The 13726-nt window shown below is 73.1% G+C and carries 16 protein-coding genes; 11 read left to right on the top strand and 5 right to left on the bottom strand.

Annotated elements, in window-relative coordinates; genetic code table 11:
- Positions 1-11: 11 nt before the first annotated feature.
- Entirely contained in the window at positions 12-317 is a 306-nt protein-coding gene (gene mihF / locus BSB02_RS07990) for an integration host factor, actinobacterial type (RefSeq protein WP_084958046.1), read from the bottom strand.
- A 102-nt stretch (positions 318-419) separates the two neighbouring features.
- Positions 420-824 carry a GlcG/HbpS family heme-binding protein gene (locus BSB02_RS07985; RefSeq protein WP_084958045.1) on the bottom strand — a complete coding sequence of 135 codons (405 nt, stop codon included), beginning with the start codon at positions 822-824 and terminating at the stop codon, positions 420-422.
- 308 nt (positions 825-1132) lie between these two features.
- Here BSB02_RS07985 and BSB02_RS07980 point away from each other — a divergent pair, with 308 nt between their 5' ends.
- From BSB02_RS07980 to rbsK, 9 genes are all read left to right on the top strand, one after another.
- A complete protein-coding gene (locus BSB02_RS07980) occupies positions 1133-2140 on the top strand; it encodes a LacI family DNA-binding transcriptional regulator (RefSeq protein WP_084958044.1) in 1008 nt (335 codons plus the stop codon).
- Positions 2137-3048, top strand: a complete 912-nt coding sequence (locus BSB02_RS07975; protein WP_084958043.1) for a carbohydrate ABC transporter permease — start codon at positions 2137-2139, stop codon at positions 3046-3048. Before BSB02_RS07980 ends, BSB02_RS07975 begins: the two co-directional genes overlap by 4 nt.
- Positions 3045-3863: a carbohydrate ABC transporter permease gene (locus BSB02_RS07970; protein WP_084958042.1), complete on the top strand. Its 819-nt coding sequence runs from the start codon at positions 3045-3047 to the stop codon at positions 3861-3863. Before BSB02_RS07975 ends, BSB02_RS07970 begins: the two co-directional genes overlap by 4 nt.
- An 18-nt stretch (positions 3864-3881) precedes the next feature.
- On the top strand, positions 3882-5180 hold the full coding sequence (locus tag BSB02_RS07965) for an ABC transporter substrate-binding protein (protein ID WP_240506263.1): 1299 nt from the start codon (positions 3882-3884) through the stop codon (positions 5178-5180).
- Between the two features lie 59 nt (positions 5181-5239).
- Positions 5240-6517, top strand: coding sequence for an ADP-ribosylglycohydrolase family protein (locus tag BSB02_RS07960; RefSeq protein ID WP_206184567.1), 1278 nt, complete (start codon positions 5240-5242; stop codon positions 6515-6517).
- Positions 6518-6627: 110 nt separating this feature from the next.
- The gene (locus BSB02_RS07955) at positions 6628-7614 is read left to right on the top strand and encodes an ADP-ribosylglycohydrolase family protein (protein ID WP_084958039.1); all 987 of its coding nucleotides are present in this window, start codon (positions 6628-6630) and stop codon (positions 7612-7614) included.
- The gene (locus BSB02_RS07950; protein WP_084958038.1) at positions 7611-8750 is read left to right on the top strand and encodes an ADP-ribosylglycohydrolase family protein; all 1140 of its coding nucleotides are present in this window, start codon (positions 7611-7613) and stop codon (positions 8748-8750) included. The genes BSB02_RS07955 and BSB02_RS07950 overlap by 4 nt, the downstream gene beginning before the upstream one ends.
- Positions 8747-10078 carry an ADP-ribosylglycohydrolase family protein gene (locus BSB02_RS07945; RefSeq protein ID WP_084958037.1) on the top strand — a complete coding sequence of 444 codons (1332 nt, stop codon included), beginning with the start codon at positions 8747-8749 and terminating at the stop codon, positions 10076-10078. Before BSB02_RS07950 ends, BSB02_RS07945 begins: the two co-directional genes overlap by 4 nt.
- Positions 10075-10977: a ribokinase gene (gene rbsK / locus BSB02_RS07940; protein ID WP_084958036.1), complete on the top strand. Its 903-nt coding sequence runs from the start codon at positions 10075-10077 to the stop codon at positions 10975-10977. Before BSB02_RS07945 ends, rbsK begins: the two co-directional genes overlap by 4 nt.
- Here rbsK and BSB02_RS41305 read toward each other — a convergent pair whose 3' ends face one another.
- The 3 genes from BSB02_RS41305 to BSB02_RS07930 are packed head-to-tail and all read right to left on the bottom strand — an operon-like array spanning position 10978 to position 12368.
- Complete coding sequence (locus tag BSB02_RS41305) at positions 10978-11151, bottom strand: hypothetical protein (protein WP_206184566.1); 174 nt, start codon at positions 11149-11151, stop codon at positions 10978-10980.
- A 28-nt stretch (positions 11152-11179) separates the two neighbouring features.
- Positions 11180-11983, bottom strand: coding sequence for an orotidine-5'-phosphate decarboxylase (gene pyrF, locus BSB02_RS07935; RefSeq protein WP_084958035.1), 804 nt, complete (start codon positions 11981-11983; stop codon positions 11180-11182).
- 40 nt (positions 11984-12023) lie between these two features.
- Complete coding sequence (locus BSB02_RS07930) at positions 12024-12368, bottom strand: hypothetical protein (protein ID WP_084958034.1); 345 nt, start codon at positions 12366-12368, stop codon at positions 12024-12026.
- 104 nt (positions 12369-12472) lie between these two features.
- Here BSB02_RS07930 and BSB02_RS07925 point away from each other — a divergent pair, with 104 nt between their 5' ends.
- Complete coding sequence (locus BSB02_RS07925) at positions 12473-13285, top strand: HAD-IIB family hydrolase (RefSeq protein ID WP_206184565.1); 813 nt, start codon at positions 12473-12475, stop codon at positions 13283-13285.
- 42 nt (positions 13286-13327) lie between these two features.
- Positions 13328-13711 carry a hypothetical protein gene (locus tag BSB02_RS07920; RefSeq protein ID WP_143590370.1) on the top strand — a complete coding sequence of 128 codons (384 nt, stop codon included), beginning with the start codon at positions 13328-13330 and terminating at the stop codon, positions 13709-13711.
- Positions 13712-13726: the final 15 nt, after the last annotated feature.

Raw genomic sequence — 13726 nt, 5'->3', positions numbered from 1 at the left:
GCCGCCGGGTCTCAGCCGAGCGCCTCGACCAGTTTCTTGCGCTGCTGGGCGCCCAGACCGCCCAGACGGCGCTTCTCGTCGACGCCGGCCTCCTCCATGAGGGCGTTGGCCTTGGCCGGGCCGATGCCCTTCACGGCGCGCAGCGCCTGGGAAACCTTGATCTTCTTGGCGATGTCGTCGTTGCGCTCAAGGAGCTGGGCGAAGGTCAGCTCGCCCGACTTGACCTTGGCGAGCAGGGCGGTGCGCTCGGCGCGAGCCTGCGCGGCCTTCTCCAGAGCCGCCTTGCGCTGCTCCGGGGTCAGCGTGGGAAGTGCCATCGTGTATCTCTCCTCGGGAGTTCTCGTCCGGGACTGTAGTTACCCGTATTGCAACGGCTAATCATGGCGGATACCAGCGGCTCGTGTGGGCGAATGCGCCGCTCAGCGTGTGCGCCATACCAGAGCGGCGGCTTCGGCGCACGCGGCGTCCTGCGCGGGGGTGCCGCCGCTGACGCCGACGCCGCCCACCACATGTCGGCCCTCACCATGGTCGGACCACAGCGGGACACCTCCACCGAAGCACACGAACCGGTCTCCCGCCAAGCCGTAGAGCTCGCCTCCCGGCCGCGCCAGCTCCGCCAATTCGGCCGTTGACCTGCGCTTGGCCACCGACGTGTAGGCCTTGCCGGGGGCCAGGACACCCCCCGCCAGCTCGGCGCCGTCCATGCGCTGGAACGCCACGAGATGACCCCCTCCGTCCACCACCGCGACCGAGATCAGGGTCCCCTCCCGAGCCGCCTGTTTGAGCGCCGCCTCGCACATGCGAAGTGCCAGTTCCAGGTCCACGCGACCCCCAAGAGAGCGTCATGACGCCTCCATCAGTACCCCGCTGATCACCGGCATGCAAGATCGCGGATTTTTGGCGCCTGACCTGCGGTTTTGTCGTCCTGTACGGCTGGGCGCCCGCGTCGCGTGAGTGGCGTGCGTCACACTGTGATCCCGGGCGTGTCGCGTGCCAGGTCAAGCATGCTTTTCTGGCTTATGCGGATATGTGGTGTTATGTGACTGTGACTTGACCGCCACGTTGCGTGGGAGTTTCATGTGACGTGCGCCGTAAACGTTTACAGCGCCGTGATCAGCCGAAAGGGGCACACGTGGCCGACGGACCCACGATCAACACGATCGCCGAGCGCGCGGGCGTCTCGATCGCGTCCGTCTCCCGGGTGCTGAACGGCCTGCCCACGCGGCAGGACACCGTGGCCAAGGTCATGAAGGCCGCCCAGGAGCTCGGCTACGTCCGCAACGCCGTGGCCAGGTCGCTCAAGTCCCGCCGCACCCACCAGATCGCCTTCGCGATGGCCGACGTCGGCAACCCGGTCTACCTGGCGATGGTCCGGCAGATCCAGCCCGTGCTCAAGGCCGCCGGATACCGCCTGGTCCTGCACTCCACCGACGCGGTCGTGGCCGACGAGATCGACGTGCTGCACAGCCTGGGAGAGCGGTACGTCGACGGCCTCATCATGAGCCCGATCCGCGTCACCGAGGACCACCTGCGGATGATCGCCACGGCCCGCGCGCCGGTCGTCGTCATCGGCCTGGTGCCCGACGGCACGCCGGTCGACAACGTCCGCGCCGACTCCCACGCGGGCGTCCGGCTCGCCGTCGACCACCTCCACGGCCGGGGCCGCCGCCGCATCGGCTTCCTCAACGGCCCCCTCGACACCGTCCCCGGCGCCGCCCGCCACGCCGGCTACCGGGAGGCGCTGGAGGCGTGCGGCCTGCCGTACGACCCGCAGCTGGTGGAGGTCGGCGACTTCTACCGCGAGGCCGGCGCCAAGGCGGCGCGCGAGCTGCTGGCCAGGCGGCCCGACGTCGACTCCCTCATGTGCGCCAACGACCTGATCGCCCTGGGCGCGCTGGACGTGCTGCGCTCCGCCGGCCGCCGGGTGCCCGAGGACGTGGCCGTGGTCGGCATGGACGACACCGAGCTGGCCGCCGCCGCCTGGCCCTCGCTCACCAGCGTCGACCTCGGCTCCGCCGAGCGCGGCCGGGTCGCCGCCGAGCTGATGCTCGCCCGGCTGGCCGACCCCGAGCGCGAGCACAGCGTCGTCACCGTCCCGCCGAGGCTCGTCGTGCGCGAGTCCACCGGGGGTGCCGCGTGACCGTCACGGCCACCCGCCCGCCGAAGGCGGCCCATGCCCGCTCCCGGCCGCGTTCGCGGCAGGGCCGCGAGACGCTCGTGCTGATGCTGCCGGCGCTGGTGCCGGTCCTGCTGTTCAGCGTGGGCCCGCTGGTGTACGGCATGGCGCTGGCCTTCACCGACGCCCGCGCCGGCCGCAAGGTCACCTACAGCTTCGTCGGCCTGGAGAACTTCGCGAACCTCTTCCAGGACCCCGACTTCTGGTCCTCCATCGTCGTGGGGCTCATCTGGGCCGTCTCCGTCACGGTGCTGACCTTCCTCCTCGGGCTCGGGCTCGCGCTGCTGCTCAACGAGAAGCTGCGCCTGCGCGGCCTGGCCAGGGTGCTGGCGGTGGTGCCCTGGGCGATGCCGCCGGTGGTGATCGGCCTGATGTGGCGGCTGGTCTACCACGCCGACGCCGGCATCCTCAACGGCATCCTCGGCACCGACATCGACTGGCTGGCCGACTTCACGTTCGTCCTCCCGGCGATCATCGTCATGGGCGTCTGGGCGGGCATGCCGCAGACCACGGTCGTGCTGCTGGCGGGCCTGCAGAACATCCCGGCCGAGCTCTACGAGGCGGGGAAGATCGACGGCGCGGCCACCTGGCAGCGCTTCAGGAACATCACCCTGCCCCAGCTCAAGCCCGTCATCGTGGCGATCACCTCGCTCGACTTCGTGTGGAACTTCAACCAGTTCAGCCTGGTCTACGTGCTCACCAACGGCGGGCCCGGCGGGCGCACCAGGCTCCCGATGCTCTTCGCCTACGAGCAGGCCTTCAGGTACGGCTTCTTCGGCTACGCGGCATCGCTCGGCGTGGCCATCATGATCGTGGTGCTGGGGCTGCTCGGCGTCTACCTGTGGCGGCAGATGAGGGAGGCGTCGTCGTGAAACGGCCCCTGCAGTACGCGGCACTCGCCGTCTACGTCGTCTTCCTCGCCTTCCCTCTGGTGTGGCTGCTGTCGACCTCGCTGAAGACCCCGCGCGAGATGGCCTCCACCGATCCCTCGTGGATCCCGCACGACCCCACGCTGGCCAACTTCGCCGACGCCTTCGCCGAGCAGGACCTGGTCGGCGCGGGGCTGCGCAGCCTCGGCGTGGCGGTCGCCAGCGCGGTGCTGACCGTGGTCCTGGCGCTGCCCGCCGCCTACGCCATGGCACGCCACCGCGGCCTGATGAGCCGCATGGCGACGGGCTGGGTGCTGGTCAGCCAGGTCTTCCCGTTCATCCTGATCATCATCCCGCTCTTCATGGTGCTGCGGAACCTGGAGCTGACCAACACGCTGGCCGGTCTGGTCGTCGTGCACATCACCTTCACGCTGCCGTTCGCGCTGTGGATGCTCCAGGGCTACGTGCGTGCCGTACCGCGAGAGCTGGAGGAGGCCGCCTCCGTCGACGGCGCCGGGCGGGTGCGGGCCATCGTCAGCGTCGTGGCGCCCCTGCTGGCCCCCGGAGTGGTGGCCACCCTGCTGTTCTCGTTCATCTCGTCCTGGAACGAGTTCCTCTTCGCGCTCGTGGTGCTCAAGAGCCCCGACGTGATGACGCTGCCCCTCATGCTGGCCCGGTTCACCGGGCCGGAGGGGGTGGCCAGGCTCGGCCCGCTCGCCGCCGCGTCACTGATGGCGACGATCCCCAGCCTGATCTTCTTCGCAATCATCCAGCGACGGCTCAAGTCCGGCCTCATGGCCGGGGCCGTCAAGGGCTAGGAGGTCTGTCATATGCGGATGACATCGGCGTTGGCGGCAGCGGCGATCATCGCGCTGACCGCCGCGTGCGGCGGAGGCGGAAGCGGCGGCGACGCCCAGGGCTCCGCCACGTCCGGCGGCGAGCCGGTCAAGCTCAACTTCCTGAGCCTGGCCTGGCAGAAGGAGTCGGTCGCGGCCAACAAGCAGATCGTGGAGGAGTGGAACAAGGCCAACCCCGGCATCCAGGTCACCTACGTCCAGGGCAGCTGGGACAACGTCAACGACCAGCTGGTCACCCAGTTCGAGGGCGGCGACCCGCCGGACGTCATCCACAACGACTCCCCGGCGCTGGCCGGCTTCGCCTCGCGCGGCTACCTGCTGGACCTGAAGGACAAGCTGCCCGCCGAGCTGAAGAGCGACATCCCGCAGACCGCCTGGGACACCGTGACCTTCGGGCAGGAGGGCGGCGTGTACGGCGTGCCGTTCCTGCAGGAGTCGCAGGTCATCATCGCCAACAAGAAGCTGCTGGACGCCGCGAAGGTCCGCATCCCCACGCCCGACAACCCCTGGACGTGGGACGAGTTCGCCGAGATCGCTAGGAAGCTCACCAAGGACGGCACGTACGGCGTGGCCTGGCCGATGAAGTCGCCGGTCAACAAGACGCTCAACCTGGCGCTGAACTTCGGCGGCACCTTCTTCCAGACCGGCCCCGACGGCAAGACCACCGTCAAGGTCGGCCCCGAGGAGCGCGAGGTGCTCCAGCGCATCCACGACCAGATCCACAAGGACAAGTCGGCCGACCCCAAGGCGCTCGGCATGGGCACCGCCGACCCGCTGCCCGGCTTCTACAAGGGCGAGTACGCCATGCTGCCGGTCGGCGTCTACCTGCGCCAGCAGGTGGCCGAGCAGGCGCCGGAGGACTTCGAGTGGGTGGCGCTGCCGCCGCTGAAGGGCACGAGCTCCAACCAGGGCGCGGTGTCGCAGACGCTGTCCATCGCCCAGGACAGCAAGCACCCGGACGAGGCCATGAAGTTCATCTCGTTCTTCCTCAACCCGGCGAACCAGGCCAAGCTCGCCAAGGGCGACTGGCTGCTGCCGACCTCGACCAAGGCCGCCTCCGACCCGTCGCTGACGACCGAGGACAACGGCTGGGACGTGGCCACCGCCTCGGCGAAGAACCTGGTCGTCGCGCCGTTCCTCAAAGTAAACGGTTACGACGAATGGAAGAGCAAGGTGGCGACGCCCGCGCTGCAGGAGTACTTCGCGGGCAAGATCTCCCTCGACGAGGTGGCCAAGCGGCTGGTCGAGGAGGGGAACAAGGTCCTCGAACGGTACTAGCCCGCCATCTGCCGAAATATCAGGATTAGCCGGTTATCGGGATCAGTCAGGATCGGATTGTGACTTATCGGGATCGCGCCCGGGGGTGCCTCCTCGGCCTGGCCGCCGGAGACGCCCTCGGGGCACCCGCCGAGAACCTCACCCCGGCCCAGATCGCCGCGCGCTGGGGCCGCCTCACCGAGATCACGGGCGGCGGCACCGACGACACGGAGTACGCGCTCTTCGCGGCGTCCTTGCTGGTACGGCACGGCCACGCGCTCACCTCGGCGGACGTCGCGCAGGCCTACCGCACACTCGTCCTGCCGTCCCTCGAGGGGCCGATGAAGGGCGCTGGCTTCTCGGAGCTGGGCACGGTCGAGGCGCTGCGCCGCGGTCTCGAACCGCCCCTCACGGGGGCCGTCCATCTGCACGGCTGGTCGGACGGCCTGGCCATGCGGGCCGCGCCGTACGGGGTCTTCTGCCCCGGCGACCCGGCCGAGGCGGCGCGCCTGGCGGAGGAGGACGGGCGGGTCAGCCACGCGGGGGAGGGCATCCTGGGCGGCCGTGCGGTGGCGGCCGGGGTCGCGGTTGCGATGACCGGCGCCCCGCCAGCCGCCGTGGCCGCCGCGGCCCTGGCCGCCATCCCGGCCGACTCGTGGACCGCGCGCAACCTGGTGCGCGTCTGCGACCTCCTCGGCGTCGACCTCCCCTCGGAACCGCCCGCCCAAAGCGGGCGTTCCACGGTCTCTTCGCCGTCGCAGGCTGGGCGTTCTGCAGTCTCTTCGCCTTCGCCTGCCGGGCATTCCGCGGCCTCTTCCTCGTCGGCCTCGTGCCTTCCGGCATCCGACGCGGCCCCCTCGCCCAATCCTGTGGCCGCCGTGCCGCCGACCTTAGTCTCCCCGCCGCCGTCTCCGTCGGCCTCACCCGCTGCTGGAGGCCCTGCTCCTGCAGGCGCCGGTGCGGCGGGAGGGGGTACGGCGGAGCCCGGCGCCACTGGTACGGCGGGTGACGCCCGGCTCGTGGAAGCCCTGCACGACGCTGTCGTCGTCAGGCACTACCCCTGGACCGACCTCGCCCCCGAGGCCGTGGCGCTGGCCTTCGCCGCCTACCTGGCCGGGGACGGCGACGTGGAGCGGGCCGTGACCTTCGGCGTGAGCCTGGGTCGCGACGCCGACACCATCGGCGCGATAGCCGGTGCGCTGGCGGGAGCCGGGCAGGGGGAAGGCGGCGTCCCCGCCAGGTGGGCCGAGAGGATCGGTCCCGTGGCGGGCAAGAGCCTGCGCGTCGTGGCGGGCAGGCACGTGCTGGGGGTGGCCGACGAGCTGGCGAGCGCGGCGGAGGCCGCCGGTGCGAGCTGAGACGGGCCCGGTCGGAGGACGCCCGGTCGCGAGAGGCCTGGGCAGGAGAGGTCCGGTCGGGACAGACCCGGTCGGGAGAGACCTGATCGGGAGAGGACTGTAGGAGCCACATGTCGGGGGACAGGATCGCCGGAGCCGTGATCGGGCTCGCGGTGGGCGACGCGGCCGGCTGGCCCGCGGCGCGGCACCGCTCCCTGCTGCACGCGCCGTGGAGCAGGAGGCTGTACCGGGAGCTCGACGCCTTCGCCGAGGAGCACGAGGTCACCACCCTGCCGGTGCCGTTCGCGCTCAACCAGCCCACCGCCCCCCTCGCCCTGGGGCCCTCGGACGACGCCGAGTGGGTGGCCTGGACGCTGCTGTCGATCCAGGCCGGCAGCAGGGCCGAGGCGTTCCGCGCCCTCGCCGGGCGCGAGGACATCCGGGCCCGCATCTCGGTGCGCGACGCGCTGGACAACCTCGCCCGCGGCCTGGAGCCGCCCGCGAGCGGCCACGACACCCCGCACCACTTCGACGACGCCGCGGCCGTGCGCGCGGTGGCGTTCGGCGTGCTGGGCCTGGACCCGACCGCAGACGCCGAGGTGACCAACGCGGGCGACGGCGTGCTGGCGGCCCGGGCGATGGCCGCGGCCGTCGCGGAGGCGGTCGGCGGCGGCGAGGCGACCAGGGCGGTGGCCGCGGCCATCGACCTGCTCCCGGCCGACACCCCCATCGGCCACAACGCCCGCCATGCCGTGGAGATCGCGCGCAAGGCGGGCGATCCGTTCGCCGCGCTCCCCGACCTCGACGCCGCCCTGCTGGACCACGTCTACAGCTACGGCGTGGCCGCCGCGGTCACGGTGCCGGTGGCCCTGGCGCTGGCCGAGGCGTCGGGCGGCGCGATGAGCGCGATCCCGGCCGCCGCGTGCCTGGCGGCCCTGGCCGACTCGGCGCCCGCGCTCACCGGTGCGATCACAGGGGCGTGCACCGGCCTGGCGGGGATACCCGCCTCATGGACGCTGGCCGCCCGCCGGCTGGCCGGCTGCTGCCTGCCCGAGCTGGGCGGCAGGGATCTCGTGGACATCGTGGACATCGTGACGACAGTGGAAGGGATCGCATGACGCCGCTTGAGGACAAGGCCGCCGGCTGCGTGGCGGGAGCGGCGGTGGGAGACGCGCTGGGCGGCGCGACCGAGGGGTGGACGCCGGAGCAGATCGTGGCGCGATACGGCGGGCCGGTGGAGGGGATCGTCCCGCCGTACCACGCCGACTGGCGCAACGCGCGGCCGATCGCGCCCTACCACAAGGGCGACGGCCACATCACCGACGACACGCTCATGACGCACGCCCTGATCAGGGTGTACCGGAAGGTGCGCGACCACCTCGACGCCTACGCCGCTGCCGACCACCTGGTCCCCGAGCTGATGGGCGAGCGGGTGTGGATCCCCGAGCTGGAGGCCGAGGCGCTGCCGCTGCAGCGCATTTTCCTGGCGGAGAAGTGGCTCGTGGCGCGCCTGCATTACGGCCACGCCGACCCGCGCGAGGCAGGCGTGGGCAACATCGTCAACTGCGGGGCCGCGATGTACATGGCGCCCGTCGGCATCGTGAACGCGGGCGACCCCGACGGCGCCTACGCCGAGGCCGTCGACTTCGCCGGGGCGCACCAGTCCAGCTACGGCCGGGAGGCGGCCGGGGTGATGGCCGCCGCCGTGGCCGAGGCGATGCGCCCGGGCGCGACCGCCGACTCCGTCGTCGGCGTCTGCCTGCGCCTGGCCAAGGACGGCACGAGGGCCGCCATCGAGGCGGTCTGCGAGCGGGCCAGGGAGCTGGGCCACTGGGAGGGGTCGTTCGCGGCGCTGCGCGAGGCGGTGCGGCCCTACGACACCGTGGCCGACACTTACCGCGACCAGGGGCTGGGCGCGCGGCGGCCGAGCCGCCTGCACAGCATCGAGGAGCTGCCCCTCGCGCTGGCGTTCCTGGTGATCGCCAAGGGCGGCTACCGCGACACCGTGCTGGGCGGGGTGAACTACGGCCGCGACGCCGACTCGATCGCCTCCATGGGCGGGGCGATCGCCGGGGCGCTGGGCGGCCTGTCGTGCGTGCCGGCCGAGTGGGTCGAGCAGGTCGCCGCGGCCAGCCGTACCGACATCGTGAGCCCCGGGCTGGCCGTCGCCGCCGTGGCGCGGGAGGTGCACGAGCGGGACCTGCGACGGCGGCGCGCGCACGAGCAGGCCTTCGCCCGGCTGGTGGCGGAATGATCAGGCTGACGTGGGTGCAGCCGGAGGACCTGGTCGGCCACGAGCTGCGCCAGGCGCGCGAGGACGGCCGCGCCACCGCTCACCCCGAACGGATCAGGAGCATCGCCGCCCGCTGGCACGCCGCGGGAGGCCACGACGCGCCGCCCCGCGCGGGGGCCTCCGGCCCCGGGACGGCCGGGCTGCGCGGGCTGGCGGAGGAACTGCTGGACGAGCTGGCCACGCTGCCCTCGCCGCTGGAGGAGCCCTCGGAGCTGGCCGACATCGTCGCCGCCTGCCCCGGCTGGCCGCGCGGCGGCCGCGCGAAGCCGGACCCGGAGCGGATCCTGGCCGCCTGGCGCGGCCGGGCGGCCGGGTGCGTGCTCGGCAAGCCGGTGGAGAAGATCCCGCGCGAGGGCATCAGGGCCATCGCCGAGGCCACCGGCAACTGGCCGATCCGCACCTGGTTCACCGCCCGCGGCCTGCCCGAGGAGCTGGCCGCGCTGTGGCCGTGGAACCGGCGCAGCGCGGGCACCTCGCTGGCGGAGAACCTGCGAGGCATCCCGGAGGACGACGACCTCAACTACCCGCTGCTGGCGCTGAGCGTCCTGGAGCGGCACGGCAGGGCGTTCACCACCGACGACGTGGCCGTGCTGTGGCTGGAGGAGCTGCCCGCCGGGCGGACGTTCACCGCCGAGCGGGTCGCCTACCGCAACCTGCTCAGCGGCCTGGAGCCGCCGCACACGGCCGTCTACCGCAACCCGTTCCGCGAGTGGATCGGCGCGCTGATCAGGGCCGACGTGTACGGCTGGGCCAACCCGGGCGACCCCGGCGCGGCGGCTGAGCTGGCCTGGCGCGACGCGCGGCTCACGCACACCGCCAACGGCCTGTACGGCGCCATGTTCGCCGCGGCGATGTGCGCCCAGGCCGTGGTCGCGCACCGCGTCGACGAGGTGCTGGAGGCGGGCCTGAGCGTCGTGCCGCCGTCGTCGCGGCTGTGGGCCGCGGTACGGCAGGCCATCGACGACGCCAGGGCCGAGGACGACTTCGAGCGCGTCGTCGACCGGCTGCACGAGCGGCACGGCGAGCTGCACTGGGTGCACACGATCCACAACGCCGCCGTCGTGGCCGCCACGCTGGTCCACGGCGAGGGCGACTTCACCGCCTCGATCGCCGGCGCGGTCGCCGCCGGATGGGACACCGACTCGGCCGGGGCCACGGCCGGCTCGGTCGCGGGCGCCCTCTACGGCGTCCCCGAGTCCTGGCGCATCGACGGCGGGCTGGCCAGCAGCCTGACCGGGTTCGACGGCGTGTCCCTGGAAGAGCTCGCGGCAAGGACAATGAGCCTATGATCACCGTCTTCGGCAGCGCCAACATGGACCTCGTGGCCTACGTCGACCGGGCCCCCAGGCTCGGGGAGACCGTCACCGGCCGCGCCTTCCGCACCGTCCCCGGCGGCAAGGGCGCCAACCAGGCCATCGCCGCGGCCCGGGCCGGGGCCGAGGTGTCCTTCCTGGGGGCGGTCGGCGACGACGGCTTCGGGGTGATGCTCCGCACCACCCTGGTCGACGCGGGCGTGGACGTCTCGGCGCTGCGGCAGGTGCCGGGCTCCAGCGGCATCGCGCACATCGTCGTCGACGGCTCGGGCGCGAACTCCATCATCGTCGTGCCGGGCGCCAACGGCGCCGTGGACGGGCCCACCCCGGGGGAGAGCGCGCTCATCGCCGCCTCCCGGGCGTTGCTGCTGCAGCTGGAGCTGCCGCTGGAGGCGGTCACCGCGGCGGCGGCAGCGGCCAGGGAGGCCGGGGTGCCGGTCGTGCTGACCCCCGCGCCCAGCCGCCCGCTGCCCGAGGAGCTGGTCAAGGCCGTCACGCTGCTGGTGCCCAACGAGCACGAGGCCGCCGACCTGACCGGCGTGGCCGATCCCGCCGCGGCCCTGGACCGGCTGCTGGACCTGGTGCCGGAGGCGGTGATCACGCTCGGCTCCCGCGGGGCGCTGTACGGCTCGCGCGAGGGCGAGCGGCTGGAGGTGCCCGCCGTCCCCGTGCGGGCCGTGGACACCACGGCGGCGGGCGACACCTTCGCCGGCGCGCTGGCCGTGGCCCGCGCCGAGGGCCGCCCGCCCGCCGAGGCGCTGCGGTTCGCGACCGTGGCGGCGTCGATCTCCGTGCGGCGGGAGGGCGCCAGCACCTCGATGCCCACCCGGCAGGAGATCGACGCCGCGCTCAGGGACGCCGACGAGACGGGCTGATCAGATCTTGCCGACGCCCGCTCCGGCCCTGACCTTCGCGGGCACGTCGGCGGCCGGGCCGAGGGTGTAGGCGTAGTGGTTGCGCGCCTCCTCCACGGCGCCGCGTGTGACGATCGGGTCCTCGGTGTTGACGTTGACGTTGCCGCGCGCGACGATTTTCCGGGCATACTGCAAGCGCTTGCAGCTCAGCCCGCAAACGGCCTCACCGCAGCGCGTCGGCGCACTCGTCGCGGTAGCGCGTGACGAGCTCGCGGATCCTGCCCGGGTCGCCGCAGACCGCCCGCGACACCGAGGGCAGGACCGCGTGCCGTACCGGACCGAACAGGCGGGCGAGGTCGGCGGGAGTGGCCTCCTGCGCGCCCAGCCCGGGCGCGAGGATGGGGCCGCCCAGCCGGGTCAGGTCGTGCTCCACGGACGGCAGCGTCGCGCCGATCACCACTCCCACCGGGCCGAACGGGACCTCGCCCGCGTTGGCCTCGGCGACCGCCTCCAGGATCCGGCCCGCGACCGCCTCCTGCAGCTCGGCGGCCTCCGGGTTGGAGGTGCGGGCCAGCACGAACAGCCCGGCGTCGTTGGCCCGCGCGGAGGCGATCGCGCCCGCCAGCGAGCCGAAGCCGAGGTAGGGGCTGACGGTGATGGCGTCGGCGGCCAGCGGGCTGCCGTGGTCGAGGTACGCCTCGGCGTAGGCGGCCATGGTGCTGCCGATGTCGCCGCGCTTGACGTCGAGCACGACCAGCGTCCCGGCCTCGCGCAGGTCGCCGAGCACGCGCTCCAGGACCGCGACGCCGCGGCTGCCCCACCGCTCGAAGAAGGCCGACTGCGGCTTGACCGCCGCCGCGACGTCGCCCGCGGCCTCGGCCACGGTACGGCTGAAGCGTTCCAGCCCGGCCGGGGAGTCCTCCAGTCCCCAGGCGTCGAGCAGAGCCGGATGGGGGTCGATGCCCACGCACAGCGGGCCGCGCTTGTCGAGGGCGGCACGCAGCCTCGTCCCGAATGACTCGTGCATCACGCCAGGCTATCCCGCCTGGCCCGGCCACGCCCTGCTCTCACGGATGCGGCTGTGACAGCAGCCGCCGCCAGCGCGGCAGCTCGTAGGACACGGTCACGGCCGCGACCAGCGTGACGGCCGCGGCGGCCAGCGGGATCCACGCGATCCACGCCGCGACGACGGCGGCGGCGATCTGCAGGATCGTCAGCCCGACGGTCACCCCGCCCGGCACGGCCACGATGACGTGCCGCTTGTCGCCCGGCGTGGCGAAGACCGCCGGCAGGCCGATCAGGACGACCACCGACAGCAGCGCCAGCGCGACCGAATGCGGCCACAGCGCCCACAGCGTCGCCACCCACGCGCAGATCTCGGTCAGGAAGCGCAGCGTGGACCCGGCCGTCACCTCCGGTTCCGACGACGATTCCGGCGACGATTCCGACGACGATTCCGACGATGTCGGCTGCGATGGCACATTGATGGACATACCCGGAATCTTATGATCATCGGGTGACTCTTCCGCGCATCGTCGCCACCGACCTGGACGGCACGCTCCTGACCTCCTCCGGTACCGTCACGGCCAGGACCCGGCGGGCGCTGCGGCTGGCCCGCGACGCGGGCGCCGAGATCGTCTTCGTCACCGCCCGCGCGCCCCGCGGCGTCGACGCCGTCGCCGAGCGGGCGGGCGTCACGGGCACGGCCGTGTGCAGCAACGGCGCCATCGTCTACGACCTGGCCACCCGCGAGATCGTCGAGTGCGCGGGCCTGGCCCTGGCCGTCGCCCGCCAGGTGGCCGAGGTCCTGCGGGAGGCGCTGCCGGGGCTGGCGTTCGCCATCGAGACCGGCCGCGGCGTGCTCGCGGAGCCCGGGTACGGCCGGCAGGTGCCCGGCGACGAGCCCTACCGGCGCCAGGTGGCGGACCTGTGGGCCCACGACGGCCCCATCGCCAAGCTGCTGGTCTGGTCGGCCCGGCACCACGCGGACGAGATGATCGAGGCGGCGACCGCGGTGGCCGGCGGCCTGGCCGAGATCACCCACTCCGGAGCGGGCGGCCTGCTGGAGATCAGCGCCCCCGGCGTCACCAAGGCCGCCACGCTGGCCGCCCTGTGCCGCGAGCGCGGCGTGGACCCGCAGGAGGTCGTGGCCTTCGGCGACATGCCCAACGACCTGGCGGTCCTCGCCTTCGCCGGGCGCGGCTACGCGATGGCCAACGCCCACCCGCTCGTGCTGGCCGCCGCCCGGTGCCGCACCGCCTCCAACGACGAGGACGGCGTCGCCGCGGCGCTGGAGTACATCCTCGGGTGTAGCCCGATCGACGACTAGGGGCCGATGTCCCACTCCGGCGCGATGACGACCATGGCGGGCATGAGCATCCAGACACAGGCCGCCAAGGGACGCGGCCTGCACAGCGCCTTCTCCTACGTGGCCACGCTCGGCGCCGTCGCCGTCCTCGTGCAGGCCGTCACCGCCGGGCAGCTGCTCGGCGACGGGTCGGCCGGCATGCACGGGATCGGGGCCGGCGCGGTGCACCTCGTCGGGCTCGCGCAGCTGGTCGCCGCGCTGCTGCTGTGGCGGCCCGGGCGCGGGCCCGCCTGGCCGGCGCTGGTCAGCGCGGCGATCCTGCTGCTGGGCTTCGCGCAGTCCATGACGGGCGGGTCGGGCGCCGTCGCGCTGCACGTCCCGCTCGGCATGGCGATCTTCGGGCTCAACCTGTGGCTCGCCCTGTGGAGCTGGACCGGCCCACGCTGAGCCCGGTCACGCCCG

This window comes from Thermoactinospora rubra (genome assembly GCF_002093975.1).
GTDB classification, from domain to species: domain Bacteria; phylum Actinomycetota; class Actinomycetes; order Streptosporangiales; family Streptosporangiaceae; genus Nonomuraea; species Nonomuraea rubra_A.
The sequence above is the reverse complement of the archived record's forward strand: the minus strand, read 5'-3'. Positions and strand labels throughout refer to the sequence as shown.